The organism is Chryseobacterium sp. MFBS3-17, from assembly GCF_020687745.1.
GTDB lineage: Bacteria > Bacteroidota > Bacteroidia > Flavobacteriales > Weeksellaceae > Marnyiella.
Genome location: NZ_JAJEWK010000008.1, coordinates 121,541 through 141,327 on the forward strand (window position 1 = coordinate 121,541; position 19,787 = coordinate 141,327).

Here is a 19,787-nt window from a genome sequence, read left to right on the forward strand (position 1 = left end):
TCAATATTCAAACGGAAGGTTTCAGGGATTGTTGTGGTTTCAGAATCGTTATCCGTACAGTGCATTCTATTCCAGATCGATTTCCTGACCGGAGATTCCGTTTAAATCCATGATGGAAAACAGGGTTTCTTCGGTTTGTTTACAGAGCCGTACCAGTTTCTGGATAGTCGGATCTTCTACATCCTCCAAATGCGCCAGTGAAAAACGGTACGTATCTCCTCTTTAGAAAGCGTCTTCCAGATGGCTCATTTCGCCCGTCATGGCCAGGTTAATGATGTGCTCAAAAATGGTATGCCGTACGGATATAAGGCTGTTCAGGGTGTCTGTAATCTCCTGGCGGTTTAGTTTTTTCATCGGTATATTTTCTGTGAATCAGGCCGTAGCCTGCATCTTCAAAAATAGTAAATAGTTTGTTTCATATGCAGATTAATGATAATTTGTTGTCAGTTTTTGCATGAGGCGGGTGAAATTACTCCCTGGCGTCAACATAGCCCTGATCTGAGCGGCTACCCCGCACAGGATTCCCACGGTTTTAACCGTGGGAATCCTGGAGGAGTAATAGCGGAGAGCAGGTGAGTCCCGCCGGTTGAAGCGGCACACGAGGTGCTCCTTATTCTGCATCAAAGTGGTGAAACAAACAGGTATAATCTTATACCAGGGAATTCTTGTCTGCGTAGTTCAGTTTGAAGAAGATAAAGGTCATGATGGAAAATGCCAGCAGCGAACTCCCGCCATAACTGAAGTACGGAAGCGGGATGCCCACCGTAGGAAACAGTCCCATCACCATACCGATGTTGATGGAAAAGTGCATCAGCAGGACCGACGCAAAACTGTATCCGAAAACGCGGTTAAACTGCGATTTTTGCTTTTCTGCCAGGTAATAAATACGCCCGATGTACAGGGCATAAGCAAGAATGAGCAGGGTGCTGCCCACAAAGCCCCATTCTTCTCCCACGGTACAGAAGATATAATCGGTTTCCTGCTCAGGTACAAATTTTCCCTGGGTTACAGAGCCTTGTTTGTACCCTTTACCGGTCAGTCCGCCGGAGCCGATGGCTGTTTTGGAATACAAAAGATTATAACCGGAAGTGTCGCGGAATGCTTTTTCACCTTTGTAAAGTACCTCAATCCGTTCGCGCTGATGCTTGGGAAGTTTCTCCAGCACCGCCGGTGTGGCAAAGGAAATGGCACTGAGAATTGCCAAAACACCCACGACAGATGCAATGCTGAATATATTCCAGTTTATTTTTCTGAAGTTAAACAACAGATATAGCGCGGTGAGGGCCAAAAGCGCGAGCACCACATAGAGCGGATCTACCGCTATGGATACCAGAAATACGGCGGCCAGAATAAAGCCTACGCCAAAGAACCAGCCGGAGAGGCCTTCCCGGAACAAAGCAATAAAGAAAGCGGTAAAAACCAGTACCGAACCCACATCCGGAATGGCCAGCACAACCGTAGCCGGTACTGCAATAATGGCAATGGCGGTAAGCAGGGATCTGCGGTTCTGAATATTAAAATCCGGGCCGGATACATAATTGGCCAGCATGAGTGCTGTGCCTATTTTTGCGAATTCTACCGGCTGCATGGTAAATCCACCGAACTTGTACCAGTTTTTCTGCCCCAGAATTTCGGTGCCGAAAGGGAAGAGCCCGATGAGCAACAGCACGCCGAGTATGTAGAAAATACCGGCCATATTTTCAAACAGCTTGGAGCGGGAAAGAAAGATGACGATTCCGGCTATGCAGGAAATGATGAAGAAAATAAGTTGTTTTTTGCCCAGACCTTCGTCCACGCTGAAAATATTGGCGATGGCAAAGAGGCATATTAAAAAATAAAGCCCGAGCCCGAATTTATCCAGTCCTTCTGTCCACTTCATTTTGCAGGGGTTTTGGGTGGTTTATTCTGTATTCGGATTTTCAGAGAATCACGCTGATACAGTAATGTGGCGCGTTCTTCTGCGGTTTTGGTGGTTTTGAGTTTGGCCTCAATATTTTTCAGCAGTACAGAATCTTTGTCCGGTTCTTTGTACAGACCTTTTCTCTTCAGGTCTGCAATCCATTGTCTTTCATATTCCGGCATAAAGCTGGCGTTCACCATTTTCTTATACAAGTGTTCCCTTTTCAGGTCTCCGGTGAGGTACTGCTCGGCAATCACTGTAGAAGCGGGACCAGCCCACGTGGCCCCGAATCCGGCATGTTCCATCAGTGCCACCACGACGATCTGGGGATCTTCTGCAGGGGCAATCAGTACAAAAACGGAATTATCCTTACCCTGAGGTACTTGCGCGGTACCGGTTTTGGCCAGCTGTGTAAATTCTGTGGATCTCAGGCTTCTGGCGGTACCGTTCAGCACCACTTGCTCCATGCCTTGCAGAATGGGTTCGTAATGTTTGGGATCTACCAGTGTTTTATGTTTAACGCTGAATCTGGGGTCAGGGTTGGGTTTTCCGTCTATGGATTTTACAATGTGAGGGGTGTAATACCAGCCTTTATTGGCAATGGCTGCCATTCCATTGGCCAGTTGCAGTGGGGTGAGCATCACATCTCCCTGACCCATTCCGTTGAAAACGGCACCGGTAGAGAGCGGGCTCCAGTTTTTGGTTTTGGCTCTTTTTTCATAGAATTCACCACTCGGGATTCTGCCGGGTACACCGGTAGCCAGGTCATTATTTAGATAAACGCCAAAGCCGAAACTCTCCATTATTTTTTTCCATTCATCCACACCTTTTGACGGGTTACCCGGATATTTCCCGACGATGGCCAGAAAAGCATAGGAAAAATAACAGTTACTGGATACCCGGATGGCCGGTACCAGCGGATCTGCGCCACCGTGACCTTTGATGCGCAAACCTTTATAGTTGAAACCGCCGCCACACGGAAAAATCGTGTTTTCGTCCATCACGCCCATTTGCATCCCGGCAAGGGCCGTAAACATTTTGAATGTGGAGCCGGGCATGTGTGCAGATTGTGTAGAGCGGTCGAACATGGGTTTATTAAAATCGTCCCGCAATAGTTTGTTGATTTCTTTGGATTTGTTGGGTCCGGTAAAGAGTTTGGGGTCAATGTCCGGACCTGTAGCCAGCACCAGAATTTCACCTGTTTTGGGATCGAGTGCCACTATGGCGCCGCGTTTGTTCACCATCATTTCCTCGGCCATTCTTTGCAGGTCATAATCAATGGTAAGTGTAATATCTTTTCCGGTGACCTCTTCCTTGTCCAGTTCGCCGTCTTTATAGGAGCCAATATCCCGGAGTTTGATGTCTTTCTGGATGTAGCGCATGCCTTTTTCGCCGCGCAGTTGTTTTTCGTAAGACTTTTCTACGCCCGATTTTCCGATGTTATCTCCCGGGCGATAATAGAGGGAATCTTTTTTAATGTCGCTTTCGTTTACCTCATTAGTATACCCCAGCAGGTTACCGGAGGTGGACACTTCGTACTGGCGCTGTGGTCTCTGTACAATATTAAATGCAGGATATTTAAAGATGATTTCCTGTATTCTGGCCACTTCTTCCCGGCTCAGGTTCTTCATGAAAGTCATGGGGGTGAGCTTGGAATAATATTTTTCGTTGCGTATGGCTTCTATTTTTTCTTCGAATTCTTTTTTGGTGAGGCCTGCCAGACTGCAAAATCCCATCGTGTCGAAATCCGGACGCATAAGCGCCTGCGTGAAGGAAATTTCATAAGCCGGCTGGTTGCCCACCAGAATCTTACCGTTTCGGTCAAATATCACTCCCCGCTGCGGAATAATGTATTCTGTTTTAATGGAAGTATTGGCAGCATTGAGTGCGTACCGGTCTGTGAAGAGCTGCAAATACGCCAGCCTTGCTATAAAAATTACAGCAATAAGAATTAATATCGAAACAATTTTGAGATATTGTGGCTTCACACCCTTTGTTTAATTTTAAAAATCAAGACGTACAGTATAATAAATACAAACGAAAAAATACTGGATACTAAGATATTAAGAAAAATATCAAAAAAACGGCTTAACTTGAAAAATTCAATATACTGTACCATGAACTGATGAAAAAAGATACTGGAAAGTACAAACAGCAGAAAGCGGGGCCACTGCAGGGTAGAAAAAGTGAAAAAATCAGTGGTGGTATCTGTGGACGTCCGGAAAATCAACGTCCGGAAATAGGCAATTGCCGTAGTCGCAAAGGCATTGATGCCCCATGTTCCTAAAAACGCATCAATACCCAGTCCCAGCAGAAAGCTGAGGAGTAAAAACTGATACTTATTCCGGAAGAACGGGTAAAACATCACAAAAACAGGATACAGCACCGGCGTGTACTCACCAAACAGGGTAATGCGGTTCAGTACAAATATTTGCAAAGCGATAAGAAATGCAATAAGAATGATGTCTGTAAATAAGGTTCTGCTAATCATTTTCGCGTTTTATGGTGGCAGTAAGGGTATCCTGAATTCTCTCAACCTCGGCTCTTTTCAGATTTTTTACCACATAAATTTTGCTCAGGGTGCCCATCTTTTCACTCAGTTCCACAGAAATATCCCAGAATCCGGTCTTGCTGTCTACTTCATAACCGGCTACCGTTCCAATCATCACGCCTTTCGGGAAGATGGCAGATTTGCCGTCTGTTTCTACTGTGTCTCCCACTTGCAGGGGAACGTATTTCGGAATGTCTGACAAGTGCATAATCCGTGAATTTTCGCCCTTCCAGGTAAGTGTTCCGAAGTACCCGGATTTCTTCAGTGATGCGTTCACCCGAATTTTATTCACACTCAGCACAGACTGTACCAGTGCATAATCATTGGTGGTGTTGATCACGATTCCTGCTATGCCACGGGGAGCGATTACGCCCATTTTCGGGTACACCCCGTCTCTTCTTCCGCGGTTGATGGTGAAATAATTATCTTTCCGGTTGATGCTGTTATACACGATTTCGCCATCTACAAAAGTGTAAATCTGGCCGCCGCCCAGGGTGTCATGAACTTTTCTGAACTCCGGTTTTTTAAGGGCATCTTTTCCATATAATTCCTCCATCAGCGCTTTGTTCTGCGCTACCAGTTCGTCATTAATCTGCTTGAGTTTCAGGTAAGAAGTCCCTTTGTCTATATAGCCGGATGCCCAAGAATTCAGAGCCGCACTTTGGGCCGCAATCCAGGACTGTTGCATGGTGTTTCGGGTAAAGATGAGCACTAATGCTATGATTTGCAGCATTATAAAGAACATAAAAAGACCGTTCTTTGAAAATAATCTCATCAAAAATCCCATCCCAGATATGCAGTGGTGTTAATCCTATTTAATCAGGAAGTTAAATTTGTCCATGTTTTTCAGCGCAATTCCGGTGCCGCGTACAACTGCTCTCAGCGGATCTTCGGCTACAAAAACCGGCAATCCGGTTTTCTTGTGAAGTCTGTCTGCCAGACCTCTTAGCAACGCTCCGCCTCCGGCCAGATAAATTCCGGTTTTGTAAATATCTGCCGCCAGTTCCGGTGGCGTAAGGGAAAGGGTTTCCATTACGGCATCTTCTATACGGATAATTGATTTGTCCAGTGCGCGGGCAATTTCTTTATAGCCCACCATAATTTCTTTTGGTTTACCGGTAATCAGGTCTCTACCCTGTACCGGGATATCTTCCACGTCCACATCCAGTTCTTCCAGTGCGGAGCCTACTTCAATTTTAATTCTCTCGGAGGTTCTTTCTCCAATGTACAGGTTGTGATGGGTTCTCAGGTAATAGGCGATATCATTGGTAAACACATCTCCTGCAATTTTCACAGATTTGTCACAGACAATTCCGCCCAGAGCTACCACCGCAATTTCTGTGGTTCCGCCACCTATGTCAATAATCATATTTCCTTCGGGCTTCTGTACATCAATACCTACCCCTATGGCAGCCGCCATCGGTTCGTAAATCAGGCGAATTTCCTTGGCATTCACCTTTTGAGCAGAATCCCGTACCGCTCTTTTTTCTACTTCTGTAATGCCGGATGGAATACAGATAACAATTCTGAGGGCCGGCTGTATGAGTTTTCCTTTGATTCCGGGAATTTTCTTGATGAATTCCTTTATCATGTGCTCAGAAGCGTGGAAATCTGCAATGACACCGTCTTTCAGCGGGCGGATGGTTTTTATATCTTCGTGTGTCTTCCCCTGCATGTGCTTGGCCTGTTCTCCTACCGCAATCGGTTTGCCGGATGAACGCTCTATCGCCACGATAGACGGCTGGTCTATCACGATCTTGTTGTTATGTATAATCAGTGTGTTAGCTGTTCCAAGGTCAATGGCAATTTCCTGCGTGAACATATCAAATAAACCCATAATCTTCTTCCTGTTTCTAATGTATAAATCAAGTGCACAAAGATATAAATTTAGAACCATTCTAAAACTTGTAGAATGGCAATTTTTGGTTAAAGTTTTATTAAAATTTAGTGTGAAAATGAGAGATATCCATTAGTTTTGTACTGATTTTATGAAATGAAGCGTCGCAGGTATATAGTTCCACTGATCATTGTTTTTGGCCTCATGCTGACCATGATCCTGATTCCGGGGTTAACTTTCGTAGTGCGGGAAATTGCTTTGGTCTTGCTTCTGCTTGCTCAGGTTTTCATCATACGCGGCGGTTACCGGCATGGAGTAATCAGTGGGAGAGCCGTCTGGCGGATGGTTGTGGTCAGTGTTCTGCTGGTGCTCGTCATCTTTTTGCTGACAGTTTTTGGGAATCAAATAACCTATTGATTATGAGTTCTTTTCGCGCTTATTTTCGGCTTGCTCTTTTCGCGGTTTTCATTGCGCTGCTGATCTTGTTGAATTCCGGATTGCAGCTGAATGATGAAGTGTCTGTAAAACGAAATATTCTGAAAATATTTCCTCAGGGTTGGATTTTGTTTATGAACCCGGAACTGAAGGATACTTATGTGCTGTACGAAGCAAATGCCGGAAAATGGTCAAAGGTCACCCTTAAAAACGCAGAGGCCGGGAATCTCTTCGGCATCTCCCGGAAAGCCCGGAAAATCGATTATGAAAGACAGTGGTTTAATCATCATATTGCAGACAGTCTGTGGACTGCACATGCGGATCCGGAGCAGGTGCCTCCTGGTGTCCGTGAAATCACTGTGAAGAAGCATCCGTTTTTTACTTTTCTGAAAGAAGGCCGTTATCTGCTGGTCAAAATTAACCACCGGCTGCCGGTTTCCGGAAAGCTTCTCAATAAGTCTTGTCAATCCGTCATCATCCAATGCGAATAATGGTTGTGAAATCTGTTTTTACTCAGGTATATGGTTTGGGAAGGTCGCTGCTGGCCCTCAGCTTATGGTGTACCCTGATTTTCAGTGGCAGTGAAACATTGTTTCCGCCGGTGCACATGGATTTTCTGGATGGTGAGAGTCTGCTGGTGAAACTTAATATTTTCTATATTTTCCGTGAAAACCTTCTGGTTGCCAAAGTGTTATCCTCTGTAGTGCTGTGGGGTGTTATCCTCGGCTGGTATCCCAGAGTTACGGGAGTTTTGCATTGGTGGCTCACGCTCAATTTTTACAGCGCAAGCTATATCCTGGAGGGGGGAGATCAGTTAATGACCATTGCCACCTTTCTTCTTGTTCCGGTCACACTGCTGGACCGGCGCACCAATCACTGGCAGCAGGAGGTGATGCAGTCACCGGCCGAATTGTGGACCGGACGCCTGGCGTTATTTTTAATCCGCTTGCAGGTAGCTGTGGTGTATTTCATTGCGGCAGCAGGCAAACTGATCCGGGTGGCCGAATGGCGGGACGGAACAGCCCTGTATTATCATTTTAATGACGAGGTGTACGGTGCGCCTCCGTATCTGCTCCGGCCTTTCAACTGGATTTTTGAATCAGAAGGCATACTGATGGTGATGACCTGGTCGGTGTTGCTTTTTGAATTTCTGATGGCTGCGGCGTTGTTTATGAATGTGAAAATCCGCCGGAAATTGTGGCTGCCTGCAGTGTTGTTTCATTTGGCTATTGCGCTGGTTCACGGGTTGTTTTCATTTTTCCTGGTCATGATGGGAATGCTGGTGTTTTATCTTTGGGATCCAGGTTTCCGGATGGCGTTTCCTGGGGTACAAAAGACTGATAAGCATCACCCCGCAGAGGGCGTTTATTAATTAAAATTTGCGTATTTTTGCGGTTGCACTATGAACCAGCTTTCGGATATACATAAAACCTCGAATTTTGCGGTGTTAAGTGTCAGTTATGAGAAGGCTGATGCCGAAACCAGAGGCAAATTTGCTTTTTTCGAGGAGCATATTAAAGATTTTGTACACTCCCTGCATAATGAAAATGTAGGGGATGCTTTTGTGGTATCTACCTGTAACCGTACGGAAATCTACACCACCTCTCCAAATTATCTGCTGGTAGCCGAAGAGTTTTGCAAAACAACAGGGGTCAGCTTTACGGATTTTCTTCATTTTGCCAATATTTATACCCGCGAAGAGGCACTGAATCACCTGTTCCGTGTGGCCGGAGGTTTAGAAAGTCAGATCATCGGCGATTTTGAAATCATCGGGCAGATTAAAAATGCTTACAACCGTTTCAAAAAGGAGAAAGATAAAAGCAATCCCTATCTGGAAAGAGCCATTAACTCTGCCATTCAGATATCCAAGAAAATTAAAAATGAAACCGGCATCTCCAATGGTGCAGCCTCAGTTTCCTACGCTGCTGTCCATTATATTCTTAATCATCAAAAACAACTGGCAGACAAAAATATTTTGCTGCTGGGTACCGGTGAGATTGGTCAGAATACCGTAGAAAATCTGCTGAAACATATTTTTGAACCCAATGTAAAGGTGATGAACCGTTCGCTGGAAAAAGCTGCAAAGATCTCAGAAAAATACAATATTCCCCACATGGCACTGGATTTTCTGGACGATGAACTGAAACAGACCGATATCCTGATTGTAGCCACTGGCGCAGCACATCCCATTATCAATAAATCCCATTTCCCGAACGGGAAGGAAACCCTGGTGATTGACCTGGCGATTCCGCATAATGTAGATAAAAACGTGACCGAGAATCCGAATGTGAAACTGGTAGATGTGGATCAACTTTCCGCACACATTCAGGAAACCATGGCACAGCGCAAAAAAGAAATTCCCAAAGCAGAGGAAATCATCAAGGAAATGACCCGTGATTTTACCGAATGGGAACAAAACCGTAAAATGGCACCGAAAATACACCATTTCAAAGCTGTTCTGAAAAATATGGAACGCAACGAAATGCACAATATACACCGCAAGCACCGCTATATAGACGTAGAGGACATGGAGCTTACAGACAAACTGATTCAGAAAATTACCAACCGCTTCGCGAAATACATCATTGACCATCCGTGGAAGGCAGACGAAGTGAGCAAACTGATGCACGAAATTTTAGTGGAACAACCTCATAATGAATTCAATGAAAAGCATTAAAATAGGCACCAGAAATTCGCCGCTGGCCATGTGGCAGGCGCGGGAAGTAGCCAGACATCTGCAGAACCTGAACCACAAAACTGAAATTGTACCCATCATTTCATCCGGCGATAAAAATCTGACCCAGCCGTTATACGCCATGGGGATTACCGGCATTTTTACCCGGGATCTGGATGCAGCCCTGCTGAATGGTGAAATAGACATTGCCGTGCATTCCCTGAAAGATGTGCCCACCCAGCTGCCCGAAAATATAGAACTGGTTGCCTATCTGCCGCGTGATTTCAGACAAGATGTGCTGGTGAGGAAAAGCAGTGCGGCAGATAAACCGCTCAAAGATCTGAAAGTGGCTACCAGCAGCCTGCGCAGAAGAGCATTCTGGCTGAAAGAGTTTCCCGGAACAGAATTTTCAGACATCCGCGGAAATGTGCAAACCCGACTTCAAAAACTGGAAGATCTGGATTTTGACGCCACTATTTTTTCGCTGGCAGGCATCAAAAGAATGAATCTGAATCTGGAATATGAAGAGTTACCGATCATGATTTCTGCTCCTGCACAAGGAGTGGTTGCAGTAGCGGGACGTGCTGATAATGAGGAAGTAAACCAAATGCTGAGACAGATTACCCATGCCGAAACAGAATTATGTGTAAAGATAGAACGAAATTTCCTGAATGCGCTAGAGGGTGGCTGTACCGCTCCCATAGGTGCATTTGCAGAATGCCTAGAAAATGAAATCCGTTTTACAGGCAGACTGTGCTCGCTGGATGGTAAAAATTGCATTGATGTAGATGAAATTTTCGCTCCGGAGCCGCATCGTGATTATGGTAAGGAAATCGCAGATAAAGTTTTGGACAATGGCGGTCGCCAGTTAATGGAAGAAATTAAAAAATCACTGAAGGATTAGTTTTTACGGTAATGAAGGTTTTATTTGCCAAAAAAAGAGTAGATAAAAAGATGATTTCCGAGAAATTCGGGAATCGTTTTTCATATGATGTGGTAGATGTGATTAAAATGAAACCACTGGCCGTTCAGCCTTTTGATCTGAAGAACAAGTCCCTGATTTTCACAAGCGTGAATGCCGTGGATTCTTTTTTCAATAATGGTTTTAAGCCTAATGAAGATTTTACCGATAAAAATTATAACCGGATCTATTGTGTAGGTCCCAAAACTAAACGGAAGCTTCGGCAGTATGGTTTCGGCTCTTTTAAAATGAAACGACATGCCCAGGAACTCTCAGAATTTATTATCGAAAATTCAGCCAAAGAACAATTCCTGCATTTCTGTGGAAATCTGGCGCTGGATGTGCTGAATAAGACCCTGCCCCTGCAGAATATTTCATATAAAAAAGTCTTTATGTACGAAACGGAACTCCTGTATCCCAAGGTGGAAACTTCGTATGATGCCGTAGCGTTTTTCAGCCCCAGCGGCGTACGCAGCTTTGTAAGACATAATTCCATAGAAGGAAAAGAACTGTTCTCCCTGGGCCACACTACAACTCTGGAGCTCAGAAAGCACACCAAAGATAAAATTTACACCAGTACCGAAAGCCATTTTGAGGATTTACTGGAAACAATTATACATCATGATTAAGAACGACCTGTACCTGAAGGCCCTGAGAGGCGAAACTGTAGAACGTCCACCTGTGTGGATGATGCGCCAGGCCGGCAGATATTTGCCGGAATTTATAGAACTCCGGAATCAATACGATTTCTTCACCCGCTGTCAGACCCCGGAGCTGGCCTCGGAAATTACCGTACAGCCCATCCGCCGTTTCCCCCTGGATGCGGCCATTCTCTTTTCGGATATTCTGGTAGTGCCACAAGCCATGGGCATTGATTTTAAAATGAAGGAGTCTGTAGGACCGTGGCTGGACAATCCCATCCGTACCATGGAGCAGGTGCAGAATGTAGTGGTTCCCGACGTGAATGATACCCTGGGCTACGTTTTTGAAGCTATAGAGATGACACTTGAAAAACTGGATCATGAAATCCCGCTGATCGGATTTGCCGGTTCGCCATGGACCATCCTCTGCTATTGCGTGGAAGGTAAAGGGAGCAAAGCGTTTGATATCGCTAAAGGATTTTGTTTTACCCAGCCCGAAGCCGCACATTTATTGCTTCAGAAAATTACTGATACCACCATCGCTTATCTGAAGCGTAAAGTGGAAAAAGGAGTTTCTGCAGTTCAGATTTTCGACAGTTGGGGCGGCATGCTTTCGCCGGAAGATTATCAGGAGTTTTCTTGGAAATACATCCGTCAGATTGTAGATGCGCTGGCAGAACTGACGCATGTGGTGGTTTTTGGCAAAGGTTGCTGGTTTGCACTGGAAGAAATGACACTGAGTCCGGTGTCTGCCCTGGGTGTAGACTGGACCCTGTCTCCGGAATATGCCAGAACCCTGACAAATCATAACATTACGCTGCAGGGGAATTTTGATCCTGCCAGACTGCATTCATCACCGGAAACCATCCGCAGAATGGTGCACGAGATGATTTCACGCTTTGGCAAAGACCGATACATCGTGAATCTGGGCCACGGCATTCTGCCGAATATTCCCGTAGAAAATGCAGAAGCATTTATCCGCGCAGTAGTGGAGTGGAAGCCTTAGATGATTGTTTTAAAAGTAAAGCCGCAGCACGGTCTGCGGTTTTTTTATGTTCAAAATTCAAGAAGCTTCCCAACTGCCGAAGACTTTTTCGATTTCAAAAATAATGAATATATTTACCACTATGCAGACCATTCGCGCTATTGCATCGCGTGGTAATAAGAAATTAATTATGGAGTAACAGTATGAGAAACAGAAAACAGATGACGCATATCTAGATTCTGTGCAAGCTGTTTTGGTCTTTTAAGGCAGAAGATTACCGGCCACACGAAAGGATTGACTACATGGAAGTTGATTTCGTAAGACACACGGATTAACTCCGCCAATTCCGGGAGCTGAGCTGGCGGCTTACTTTTTCTTCTCGTACTTCCAGTTGCGGCCTTTTTTTTCAGAAATCCATTCCACCGCCTGGGTCATGCGCTTCTGGCGTGTAACCTCCGTTTTGGCATCGGTAATCCAGAGAATATATTCTTTCCGGAAAGAGGGTGACGCTGCTGTAAATATAGAATCGGCAGCAGGATTTTCTTTCAGTGCGGCAGCAAAATCTCCGGGCAAATCCGGCACAGAGGACGGTGCTGCTTTCATATTGGGTTTCACGCCCATATCGGTCAGTTGCATGGCTTCCAGAATGCATTTGGTCAGTTGGGCTTTGGAGGGCAATTCTTCTGTACGGGTCACTTTCCCGAGGCTGGAAGACGGCGAAGCTTCTACCTTCAGCTTCAGTTCCTGCAAGGTTTTCATTTCGCTGTGCAGCCAGAAACCCATGCTGCAGTAATTTTTGAAACCCACCAGCGAACAGAGAATTTTGCCGTTGTACATGAAGGTGGGATAACGCCATTTGATGGTTTCTGTAGCTTCCGGACAGACTTCGTGTACGGTTTCACGGAGGTAGCTCAGCACCGGTCTGGCAAATTCCTGAGCGTTTTCCAGATAATGATCTACTTCTGCACTGTATTTTTCCATGATGATTTTATTTAAAGATTTGTACGGTTTCGTTCACCATAAACCGGACTTGTTCGGGTCTTCCCCGGTCATTCTTGGGCTGGTTATTATAGCTGCCGGTTCTTACGATGACCATCTGCTCCTCCGGAATGACAATGATGTTCTGCCCCTGGTTTCCCTGAAAGAAATAATGTTTAATTTCATGGTCATGATTAATCCACATGCTAAGACCGTAAATGCCGCCGGATTTTTCTGTAGGTGTAATGATCTGCTGCAGAAAGTCGGCGTTCAGCAGGGTGTCGTCTCCCACTTTGCCGCCGTCCAGGAACAATTGCCCGAATTTGGCAAAGTCTCTTGAGACTGCGTGGATGCAACAAAAAGTCTTTTCCATTCCCGTATCATCGGTAGTCCATGCGGCATGACTTTCCATGCCCATCGGAATCCAGAATTTTTCTGAGAGGTAATCTGCCAGCGTCTGGCCCACAGCTTTGCGGATGGCAAATCCCAGGAGCTGGGTCGCCCCGCTTTGGTATTCGAAACGGGTGCCGGGCTGTACCTTCAGTTTCCTGCTGAAGACGGCTTTGGCCACAGAATTCCCGTAATATGCTCTGGCATTGGGCTTGAAGGGATTTTTATAATCTTCGTCCCAGTCCAGTCCGGCTTCCATTTCGGCAAGGTGGCGCAGGGTGAGATGTTCGCCGTGTTCTTTTTGGGCAAATCCGGCGTAAAAATCGGTGAATTTCTGATCAAGGCTTTTTATTTTTCCTTCTTCTATCGCTTTGCCCAACAGCATGGCGGTCACGGTTTTGGCCATGGAAAAGGAATTGGTAAGGGTGCTTTCGTTGTGCCCGTTCCAGTATTCTTCATGCAGCATTTTACCGTTTTTCACGACCAGGAAAGATGCCGTGCGGGTAGACTCCAGATTCTCGCGAAGTGCTGCCGATAGCGGGTGGGTGTTATAGTCTTCATGTTCTTCCCACAATCTTGGTTTTCCTGCTTTTACGGGATTTCCGCTGAAAAGTTTCAGGTCATCTATAGTCGCACTGCGCTGTCCGCGGAGGTAGGTTTTTTTAATCCCTTTGAAAAGATAAGCATAATCGTATATCAGAATTCCGGCGATGACAGCTGCGGCAGCACCGCCCAGAATTGCGGGTAATTTTTTCATTGAACGAAGGTTTAAGCAAATTTAAACAAAAAAGTCCCGGATTGCTCCGAAACTTTTGAGGAATACCTGCGGTATTTTATTCTATATTTTCGACAGAAGATTTCTGAAATTCGTTTTTTCGTCAATGATTCTGCGCAGGTCAGCCACGGGAACGCGTTCCTGTTTCATGGTGTCGCGGTCTCTCAGAGTCACGGTATGGTCTGTCAGGGTATCGTGATCTATGGTGATGCAGAAGGGGGTGCCTATGGCATCCTGTCTGCGGTAGCGCTTGCCTATGCTGTCTTTGTCTTCGTAAATCATGTTGAAATCATACTTCAGGTCGTTGAAGATTTTTTCTCCATATTCGCCCAAACCGTCTTTTTTCATCAACGGTAAAATGGCGGCTTTCACTGGTGCCAGTGCAGGGGGCAGTGACAACACCGTGCGCTCTGAGCCGTCTTCCAGAACTTCGTCCTTCAGTGAGTTGGAGAAGATGGCCAGGAACAGACGGTCCAGACCTACCGAAGTTTCCACCACATAGGGAACATAGTTTTCGTTTCGTTCATTGTCAAAGTACTGAAGTTTTCTGCCGGAATGTTGCTCATGGGCATTCAGGTCAAAATCTGTACGGGAATGGATGCCTTCCAGTTCCTTGAATCCGAACGGGAATCTGAATTCAATATCGGCAGCAGCATTGGCATAGTGGGCCAGTTTTTCATGATCGTGGAAACGATAGTTTTCTTGTCCCAGCCCCAGTGCAAGGTGCCAGTTCAGGCGCTTTTGCTTCCATTCTTCGTAAAAGCCCAGTTCGGTGCCCGGTGGTACGAAGAATTGCATTTCCATCTGCTCAAATTCACGCATCCGGAAGATGAATTGTCTGGCTACGATCTCATTGCGGAATGCTTTTCCAATCTGAGCGATCCCGAATGGCAGTTTGTGGCGGGAGGTTTTCTGTACATTCAGGAAATTCACAAAGATTCCCTGGGCGGTTTCCGGTCTCAGGTACAGGTCAGTGGCATTTTCTGAAGCCGCACCAAGCTTGGTACCGAACATCAGGTTGAACTGACGTACGTCTGTCCAGTTTTTGGAACCGGTGTCCGGATCTGCAATTTCCAGTTCTTCAATCAGGGATTTAATGTCTGCCAAATCGTTGTTGTCCAGTGATTTTGCCATTCTGCCCAGAATGGTTTTCTGTTTTTCCCGGTATTCCAGAACCCGTGGATTGGTGGTTTCAAATTCGTTTTGGTCAAAAGCTTCGCCAAATCTTTTGGCGGCCTTGTCTATTTCTTTCTGGGCTTTATCTTCCAGTTTGGCGCAATAATCTTCCAGCAGAACATCTGCACGGAAGCGTTTTTTGGAATCTTTATTGTCTATGAGCGGATCATTGAATGCATCCACATGGCCGGAAGCTTTCCAGATCGTAGGATGCATAAAAATTGCCGAATCAATGCCCACAATATTATCGTTCAGCTGCACCATGGCTTTCCACCAGTACTGCTTGATATTGTTTTTGAGTTCCGCTCCGTTTTGTCCGTAATCGTAGATTGCTGAAAGTCCGTCGTATATTTCGCTGGAAGGAAATATGAAACCATATTCCTTGGCATGCGAAATCAATCTTCTGAAAACATCTTCCTGTTTTGCCATTTTGTATTAGAATTTGTGCAAAAATAGGAAATTTTAACCTGATTAACTTGTTTTCAGCACTTTTAAAGCGCCAGAGTAAAGCTGTTATTTTGCAGGGTGTGTCACACTTATGAAAAGTGCGTCTGTTTTAGAAACTTTGACCGGGTTACAGCGGGTTATTTTTTTCTGGTTGCAATTGCCTTTTTCTTCTCTTTTAAGTATCTTTAGGCCGTGATTTTCGGGTTGATAAATCCTCAGGATTTACCATTGAAAAAACCCATTTATAAAAGAACGCATTTTAAAAATTCCTGCACATGTACAAATCCTTAATCCGCCCGCTGCTGTTTCAATTTGATCCGGAAAAAATCCACTACTTTACGTTCTCTGCGCTAAAGAATTTTGGTGGACTGGCCAGATTGTTTCTCCCGAAACCCATCGCAGACAAAAGGCTGGAACGTGAGGTTTTTGGTCTGAAGTTTAAAAATCCGGTGGGCCTGGCCGCAGGTTTTGATAAGGATGCCAAAATGTTCAAAGAACTCTCCGGGCTGGGATTCGGATTTATAGAAATTGGCACGCTTACACCCAAAGCACAAGATGGAAATCCTAAGAAAAGATTATTCCGCTTGCCGGAAGATTCAGCCATCATCAACCGGATGGGATTCAATAACGGCGGGGTAGACGCAGCCGTGGAACGACTGAAGAGTAATAAAAATGTCCTCATCGGAGGCAATATTGGTAAAAATAAAGTGACACCCAATGAGCAAGCCGTGCAGGATTACCTGATTTGCTTTGATAAACTCTATCCCGTTGTGGATTATTTCGTGGTCAACGTATCCTCGCCCAATACACCGAACCTTCGTGCACTTCAGGAAAAAGAACCTTTAACGAAACTTTTAGGTGAGCTGATGCAGAAGAATGCTGAAATGCCATCTGCCAAACCCATACTGCTGAAAATTGCACCCGATCTTACAGATGATCAGCTGCTGGATATCATTGACATCGTCAGCGAAACAAAGATTGCCGGAGTTATTGCTACCAATACCACGCTCTCCCGGGACGCACTGGTTTCCGCAAATAAAACCGAAACTGGTGGTCTTTCCGGAAAACCACTCACCAAAAGATCTACAGAAGTCATTCGTTTTTTGTCTGAAAAGAGCAACAGTGCATTCCCGATTATAGGCGTTGGTGGCATTCACAGTGCCAAGGATGCGCTGGAAAAACTGGATGCCGGTGCGACACTGGTTCAGCTTTACACTGGATTCATCTACGAGGGACCTCAGCTGATCCATGATATCAACAGTGAACTGCTGAAGCGTGCAGGCAGACTTCCCAGAAGATAGCAGACGTTTAAATGAAAAAATGGGCAATGGTATAGATTACCAGCCCTACCAGTCCGCCCACCAGAGTTCCGTTTACCCGGATGAACTGTAAATCTTTACCTACTTCCAGCTCAAGTTTCCGGCTCAGTTCCCGGCCCTGCCAGTTGCCTACCGTAGCGCTGATGAGGTTTCCGAAGTGATGGGTGTTTTTCAGAATATATTTGTAAGCAGTGACACGAATCCAGTGATCAATTTTATGCTGTAAAGCAGGATCCCGCTGCAGGTTATCAGCAAGTTCTGCCAGATTCCTGCGGATGTAAAGCTTCAGCGCTGATTCCGGATCTTCGAGTTCAGCAGTCAGTGATTTTTTAATGGATTGCCAGATGTCGCTGGAGTACCGGTGCAGTTTGTCCTCATTCAGGAAATCATTTTTCAGGCTGCGGAATTCCTGTTCCCATTTCTCCTCCGTCTGGATTTCCCGTGAAAAATCTGCAATTTTACGGCTTATTTCAGCCCGGAGCGAATGATCTTGATCGGTTTCCACTTCCTCAAAATATCGGGATAATCCGGATGTAATTTTGTCTGCAATCGCATCATCCACAAACTTCGGAATCAGAAAATAGCTTTCACTTTTTACACGTTCTTTCACCAGACTTTCGTTTTGCAGTACATAATCTTTAATCTGCCGGGAAAGACCGGTGATGATGCGCTGGTGGTCGTTTTTATGTAAAATATAGTCAATGCCGTTGCCCACAATTGTATTGATTTTCAGGTCATCCGTCATTTCCGAAGCCTTTTTTTCAATGAATTTCACCACCGCATCATCTTCCAGTTTTTGTAAAATATCCAGTACAATGTGTGATAATTCCGTGACCAGCATATCCTGATTCCGCTCTTTGGCAAGCCATTCGCCGGTGGCATGGGAAATTTTGAGTTGCTGAATATAAGGCCGGATGTTCTGTGGTGACAGAAAATTATCCACCACGAAACTGCCCAGATTATCACCAATGCGTTCTTTGCTGTTTTCAATAAGATTGGTGTGGGGAATCCGAAGACCCAGCGGATAGTTAAAGAGTGCCGTCACCGCAAACCAGTCGGCCAGAGCACCCACCATCGCAGCTTCTGCAAAGGCACGAACATAGCCGATCCAGTGGGAGTCATTGGTCTTCTGCAGAATGGTGGTTACCACAAAAATAACCGCCATGGCAACAAAGAGGCCGGTGGCAAACATTTTATATTTTCTGAGCTGTGCCTTTTTCGTTTGATCATTCATTATTTCAAATTTAGTAATTTTGAGCATGAAATTTTTTGTTTCACTATTATTATTCCTGTTTCTGCTAAGTTGTTCGCAGACTCAGCAACCCGTAAAAACTACTGTTATGCAAGATTCTTCATCAAAAAACAATCCATATTATTCCCGTACCGATACTGCAAAACTTGCCATTCCTAATGATGAATGGAAAAAAGTACTGTCTCCGGATTTGTACGCCATTGCCCGGGAAGCTGCCACAGAAAGACCTTTCACCGGTAAATACAATGAGTTTGATGAGCTTGGCGAGTATTACTGTGCGGTCTGTGGCAATCATTTGTTCCGCTCCGATTCCAAATTTGCCTCTACCTGCGGCTGGCCCAGTTTTTTTGAGGCGGATAAAGATGGTGTGGCCTATCACCGGGATTCTTCTCACGGAATGGAACGGATAGAGGTGGTTTGTAAACGTTGCGACAGCCATCTGGGGCATGTGTTTAATGACGGTCCGCCACCCACGGGAATGCGTTATTGTATGAATTCTGTGAGCCTCGAGTTTGTAGGTGATTCCGAAAATATGCCAAAGTAACTGGAAATTTTTGCTGTTAATTTTTCTTAAATAGCGTTAAACTTTTCGCATTTAACTGGTTGATTTGTATCGTTTTGTAAATTTGCACCGTCAAATCTATTTAACATAATATGAAAAAGTTAACCATCGCACTGGCGGTCACTTTCGTTGTGGCCACCTCCTATATATCTACCAGCGGGCTGAACACAGTAGCCGAAACATCTGCAGAGGCAGACACCGTTGCTGCACCGGCTAAGGTGCATTTTGCAACCCTGGAAACTCCCGAAGTCAAATCTGTGGCAGAGATGCTGTATGACCGGTTGGATTTCAACGGGATGAATGCCTTGTCTTTTGAGGTGCTGGATAATGCACTCACAGGATTTCAGAATCTGAAAAATGCGGGGAAAATTTCAGAATCGTCTCATCTGCTTACGGTGTGCGATTTCTCGCTCTCATCAAACCAAAAAAGAATGTGGGTCATTGATACCCAAACCGGTGAAATCCTGTTTAATTCCCTGGTGGCACACGGAAAAAATACTGGTGAAGAATTTGCCACGAAGTTTTCCAATACTGAAAGTTCTTACCAGAGCAGCATGGGCTTTTATGTGACCGATGTCACCTACCATGGTGAGAATGGTTATTCCCTGAAACTCCATGGCATGGATCGTGGTTTCAATGACCGGGCATTGTCCCGCGCCATTGTGATGCACGGCGCTGATTATGTGAGCGAAGAATTTGCCGCTCAGCATAAGCGTATTGGCCGGAGCTGGGGTTGTCCCGCTGTTCCCCGTGCTTTGGCAGAACCCATCATCAATACCATTAAAGGTCAAAGTGTGCTGTTCATCTACTATCCGGACCGGAATTATCTGGAAAGTTCGGAGTGGTTGTAGGCATCAGCATCATCAGAAATAAGAAAAGAGAGCTCAGTAAACCGGGCTCTCTT

21 protein-coding genes are annotated in these 19,787 nt (G+C 45.4%); 9 read left to right on the top strand and 12 right to left on the bottom strand.

The genetic code is table 11. From position 1 onward, the window contains the following. Window positions 1–66: 66 nt before the first annotated feature. The 8 genes from LKO26_RS12705 to LKO26_RS06060 all read right to left on the bottom strand — a co-directional run bounded on the left by LKO26_RS12705 (window position 67) and on the right by LKO26_RS06060 (window position 6,693). Entirely contained in the window at window positions 67–189 is a 123-nt protein-coding gene (locus tag LKO26_RS12705) for a hypothetical protein (RefSeq protein WP_262907420.1), read from the bottom strand. Between the two features lie 33 nt (window positions 190–222). Continuing rightward, window positions 223–354 (bottom strand): hypothetical protein, encoded by a 132-nt coding sequence (locus LKO26_RS12710; protein WP_262907421.1) that lies wholly within the window; start codon window positions 352–354, stop codon window positions 223–225. Between the two features lie 295 nt (window positions 355–649). Next, entirely contained in the window at window positions 650–1,879 is a 1,230-nt protein-coding gene (gene rodA / locus LKO26_RS06035) for a rod shape-determining protein RodA (protein ID WP_227586949.1), read from the bottom strand. Next, window positions 1,876–3,888, bottom strand: a complete 2,013-nt coding sequence (locus LKO26_RS06040) for a peptidoglycan D,D-transpeptidase FtsI family protein (protein ID WP_227586950.1) — start codon at window positions 3,886–3,888, stop codon at window positions 1,876–1,878. The genes rodA and LKO26_RS06040 overlap by 4 nt, the downstream gene beginning before the upstream one ends. Further along, a complete protein-coding gene (locus LKO26_RS06045; protein ID WP_227586951.1) occupies window positions 3,885–4,391 on the bottom strand; it encodes a rod shape-determining protein MreD in 507 nt (168 codons plus the stop codon). Before LKO26_RS06045 ends, LKO26_RS06040 begins: the two co-directional genes overlap by 4 nt. Then, window positions 4,384–5,238 carry a rod shape-determining protein MreC gene (mreC, locus tag LKO26_RS06050; protein WP_227586952.1) on the bottom strand — a complete coding sequence of 285 codons (855 nt, stop codon included), beginning with the start codon at window positions 5,236–5,238 and terminating at the stop codon, window positions 4,384–4,386. Before mreC ends, LKO26_RS06045 begins: the two co-directional genes overlap by 8 nt. A gap of 24 nt (window positions 5,239–5,262) precedes the next feature. Then, on the bottom strand, window positions 5,263–6,288 hold the full coding sequence (locus tag LKO26_RS06055; RefSeq protein ID WP_227586953.1) for a rod shape-determining protein: 1,026 nt from the start codon (window positions 6,286–6,288) through the stop codon (window positions 5,263–5,265). Window positions 6,289–6,519: 231 nt separating this feature from the next. After that, a complete protein-coding gene (locus LKO26_RS06060) occupies window positions 6,520–6,693 on the bottom strand; it encodes a hypothetical protein (RefSeq protein ID WP_227586954.1) in 174 nt (57 codons plus the stop codon). Between the two features lie 14 nt (window positions 6,694–6,707). Between LKO26_RS06060 and LKO26_RS06065 the strand changes: the two genes are divergently transcribed. Genes LKO26_RS06065 through hemE form a run of 6 tightly spaced genes read left to right on the top strand, consistent with a single transcriptional unit; the run spans window position 6,708 to window position 12,005 of the window. After that, the gene (locus tag LKO26_RS06065; RefSeq protein WP_227586955.1) at window positions 6,708–7,214 is read left to right on the top strand and encodes a hypothetical protein; all 507 of its coding nucleotides are present in this window, start codon (window positions 6,708–6,710) and stop codon (window positions 7,212–7,214) included. After that, complete coding sequence (locus LKO26_RS06070; RefSeq protein WP_227586956.1) at window positions 7,214–8,095, top strand: sporulation-delaying protein SdpB family protein; 882 nt, start codon at window positions 7,214–7,216, stop codon at window positions 8,093–8,095. The genes LKO26_RS06065 and LKO26_RS06070 overlap by 1 nt, the downstream gene beginning before the upstream one ends. Window positions 8,096–8,125: 30 nt before the next feature. Then, window positions 8,126–9,400, top strand: coding sequence for a glutamyl-tRNA reductase (gene hemA / locus LKO26_RS06075; RefSeq protein WP_227586957.1), 1,275 nt, complete (start codon window positions 8,126–8,128; stop codon window positions 9,398–9,400). Then, entirely contained in the window at window positions 9,378–10,301 is a 924-nt protein-coding gene (gene hemC / locus LKO26_RS06080; protein ID WP_410681560.1) for a hydroxymethylbilane synthase, read from the top strand. Before hemA ends, hemC begins: the two co-directional genes overlap by 23 nt. Before the next feature lie 11 nt (window positions 10,302–10,312). Next, the gene (locus tag LKO26_RS06085) at window positions 10,313–10,987 is read left to right on the top strand and encodes a uroporphyrinogen-III synthase (RefSeq protein WP_227586959.1); all 675 of its coding nucleotides are present in this window, start codon (window positions 10,313–10,315) and stop codon (window positions 10,985–10,987) included. Then, complete coding sequence (gene hemE / locus LKO26_RS06090) at window positions 10,980–12,005, top strand: uroporphyrinogen decarboxylase (RefSeq protein WP_227586960.1); 1,026 nt, start codon at window positions 10,980–10,982, stop codon at window positions 12,003–12,005. Before LKO26_RS06085 ends, hemE begins: the two co-directional genes overlap by 8 nt. A 345-nt stretch (window positions 12,006–12,350) precedes the next feature. Here the strand turns inward: hemE and LKO26_RS06095 are convergent, their stop codons facing one another. The 3 genes from LKO26_RS06095 to LKO26_RS06105 form a co-directional block, all read right to left on the bottom strand. Further along, window positions 12,351–12,965, bottom strand: coding sequence for a YdeI/OmpD-associated family protein (locus LKO26_RS06095; RefSeq protein ID WP_227586961.1), 615 nt, complete (start codon window positions 12,963–12,965; stop codon window positions 12,351–12,353). A gap of 7 nt (window positions 12,966–12,972) precedes the next feature. Beyond that, complete coding sequence (locus LKO26_RS06100) at window positions 12,973–14,109, bottom strand: serine hydrolase domain-containing protein (protein WP_227586962.1); 1,137 nt, start codon at window positions 14,107–14,109, stop codon at window positions 12,973–12,975. A gap of 81 nt (window positions 14,110–14,190) precedes the next feature. Then, on the bottom strand, window positions 14,191–15,732 hold the full coding sequence (locus tag LKO26_RS06105; RefSeq protein ID WP_227586963.1) for a glycine--tRNA ligase: 1,542 nt from the start codon (window positions 15,730–15,732) through the stop codon (window positions 14,191–14,193). 293 nt (window positions 15,733–16,025) lie between these two features. Between LKO26_RS06105 and LKO26_RS06110 the strand changes: the two genes are divergently transcribed. Beyond that, window positions 16,026–17,051, top strand: coding sequence for a quinone-dependent dihydroorotate dehydrogenase (locus LKO26_RS06110; RefSeq protein ID WP_227586964.1), 1,026 nt, complete (start codon window positions 16,026–16,028; stop codon window positions 17,049–17,051). 7 nt (window positions 17,052–17,058) lie between these two features. Here the strand turns inward: LKO26_RS06110 and LKO26_RS06115 are convergent, their stop codons facing one another. Beyond that, the gene (locus tag LKO26_RS06115; RefSeq protein ID WP_227586965.1) at window positions 17,059–18,303 is read right to left on the bottom strand and encodes a DUF445 domain-containing protein; all 1,245 of its coding nucleotides are present in this window, start codon (window positions 18,301–18,303) and stop codon (window positions 17,059–17,061) included. 106 nt (window positions 18,304–18,409) lie between these two features. Between LKO26_RS06115 and msrB the strand changes: the two genes are divergently transcribed. Next, window positions 18,410–18,865 (top strand): peptide-methionine (R)-S-oxide reductase MsrB, encoded by a 456-nt coding sequence (gene msrB / locus LKO26_RS06120; protein ID WP_227586966.1) that lies wholly within the window; start codon window positions 18,410–18,412, stop codon window positions 18,863–18,865. Window positions 18,866–18,975: 110 nt separating this feature from the next. Beyond that, on the top strand, window positions 18,976–19,734 hold the full coding sequence (locus LKO26_RS06125; RefSeq protein WP_227586967.1) for a murein L,D-transpeptidase catalytic domain family protein: 759 nt from the start codon (window positions 18,976–18,978) through the stop codon (window positions 19,732–19,734). Window positions 19,735–19,787: the final 53 nt, after the last annotated feature.

What these genes read in the sequence shown, in the direction of transcription:
- LKO26_RS12710 (WP_262907421.1), bottom strand. Translation starts at nt 354, where the DNA reads ATGAAAAAACTAAACCGCCAGGAGATTACAGACACCCTGAACAGCCTT.
- rodA (WP_227586949.1), bottom strand. Translation starts at nt 1,879, where the DNA reads ATGAAGTGGACAGAAGGACTGGATAAATTCGGGCTCGGGCTTTATTTT.
- LKO26_RS06045 (WP_227586951.1), bottom strand. Translation starts at nt 4,391, where the DNA reads ATGATTAGCAGAACCTTATTTACAGACATCATTCTTATTGCATTTCTT.
- mreC (WP_227586952.1), bottom strand. Translation starts at nt 5,238, where the DNA reads ATGGGATTTTTGATGAGATTATTTTCAAAGAACGGTCTTTTTATGTTC.
- LKO26_RS06055 (WP_227586953.1), bottom strand. Translation starts at nt 6,288, where the DNA reads ATGGGTTTATTTGATATGTTCACGCAGGAAATTGCCATTGACCTTGGA.
- LKO26_RS06065 (WP_227586955.1), top strand. Translation starts at nt 6,708, where the DNA reads ATGAGTTCTTTTCGCGCTTATTTTCGGCTTGCTCTTTTCGCGGTTTTC.
- LKO26_RS06070 (WP_227586956.1), top strand. Translation starts at nt 7,214, where the DNA reads ATGGTTGTGAAATCTGTTTTTACTCAGGTATATGGTTTGGGAAGGTCG.
- hemA (WP_227586957.1), top strand. Translation starts at nt 8,126, where the DNA reads ATGAACCAGCTTTCGGATATACATAAAACCTCGAATTTTGCGGTGTTA.
- hemC (WP_410681560.1), top strand. Translation starts at nt 9,378, where the DNA reads ATGAATTCAATGAAAAGCATTAAAATAGGCACCAGAAATTCGCCGCTG.
- LKO26_RS06085 (WP_227586959.1), top strand. Translation starts at nt 10,313, where the DNA reads ATGAAGGTTTTATTTGCCAAAAAAAGAGTAGATAAAAAGATGATTTCC.
- hemE (WP_227586960.1), top strand. Translation starts at nt 10,980, where the DNA reads ATGATTAAGAACGACCTGTACCTGAAGGCCCTGAGAGGCGAAACTGTA.
- LKO26_RS06095 (WP_227586961.1), bottom strand. Translation starts at nt 12,965, where the DNA reads ATGGAAAAATACAGTGCAGAAGTAGATCATTATCTGGAAAACGCTCAG.
- LKO26_RS06100 (WP_227586962.1), bottom strand. Translation starts at nt 14,109, where the DNA reads ATGAAAAAATTACCCGCAATTCTGGGCGGTGCTGCCGCAGCTGTCATC.
- LKO26_RS06105 (WP_227586963.1), bottom strand. Translation starts at nt 15,732, where the DNA reads ATGGCAAAACAGGAAGATGTTTTCAGAAGATTGATTTCGCATGCCAAG.
- LKO26_RS06110 (WP_227586964.1), top strand. Translation starts at nt 16,026, where the DNA reads ATGTACAAATCCTTAATCCGCCCGCTGCTGTTTCAATTTGATCCGGAA.
- LKO26_RS06115 (WP_227586965.1), bottom strand. Translation starts at nt 18,303, where the DNA reads ATGAATGATCAAACGAAAAAGGCACAGCTCAGAAAATATAAAATGTTT.
- msrB (WP_227586966.1), top strand. Translation starts at nt 18,410, where the DNA reads ATGCAAGATTCTTCATCAAAAAACAATCCATATTATTCCCGTACCGAT.
- LKO26_RS06125 (WP_227586967.1), top strand. Translation starts at nt 18,976, where the DNA reads ATGAAAAAGTTAACCATCGCACTGGCGGTCACTTTCGTTGTGGCCACC.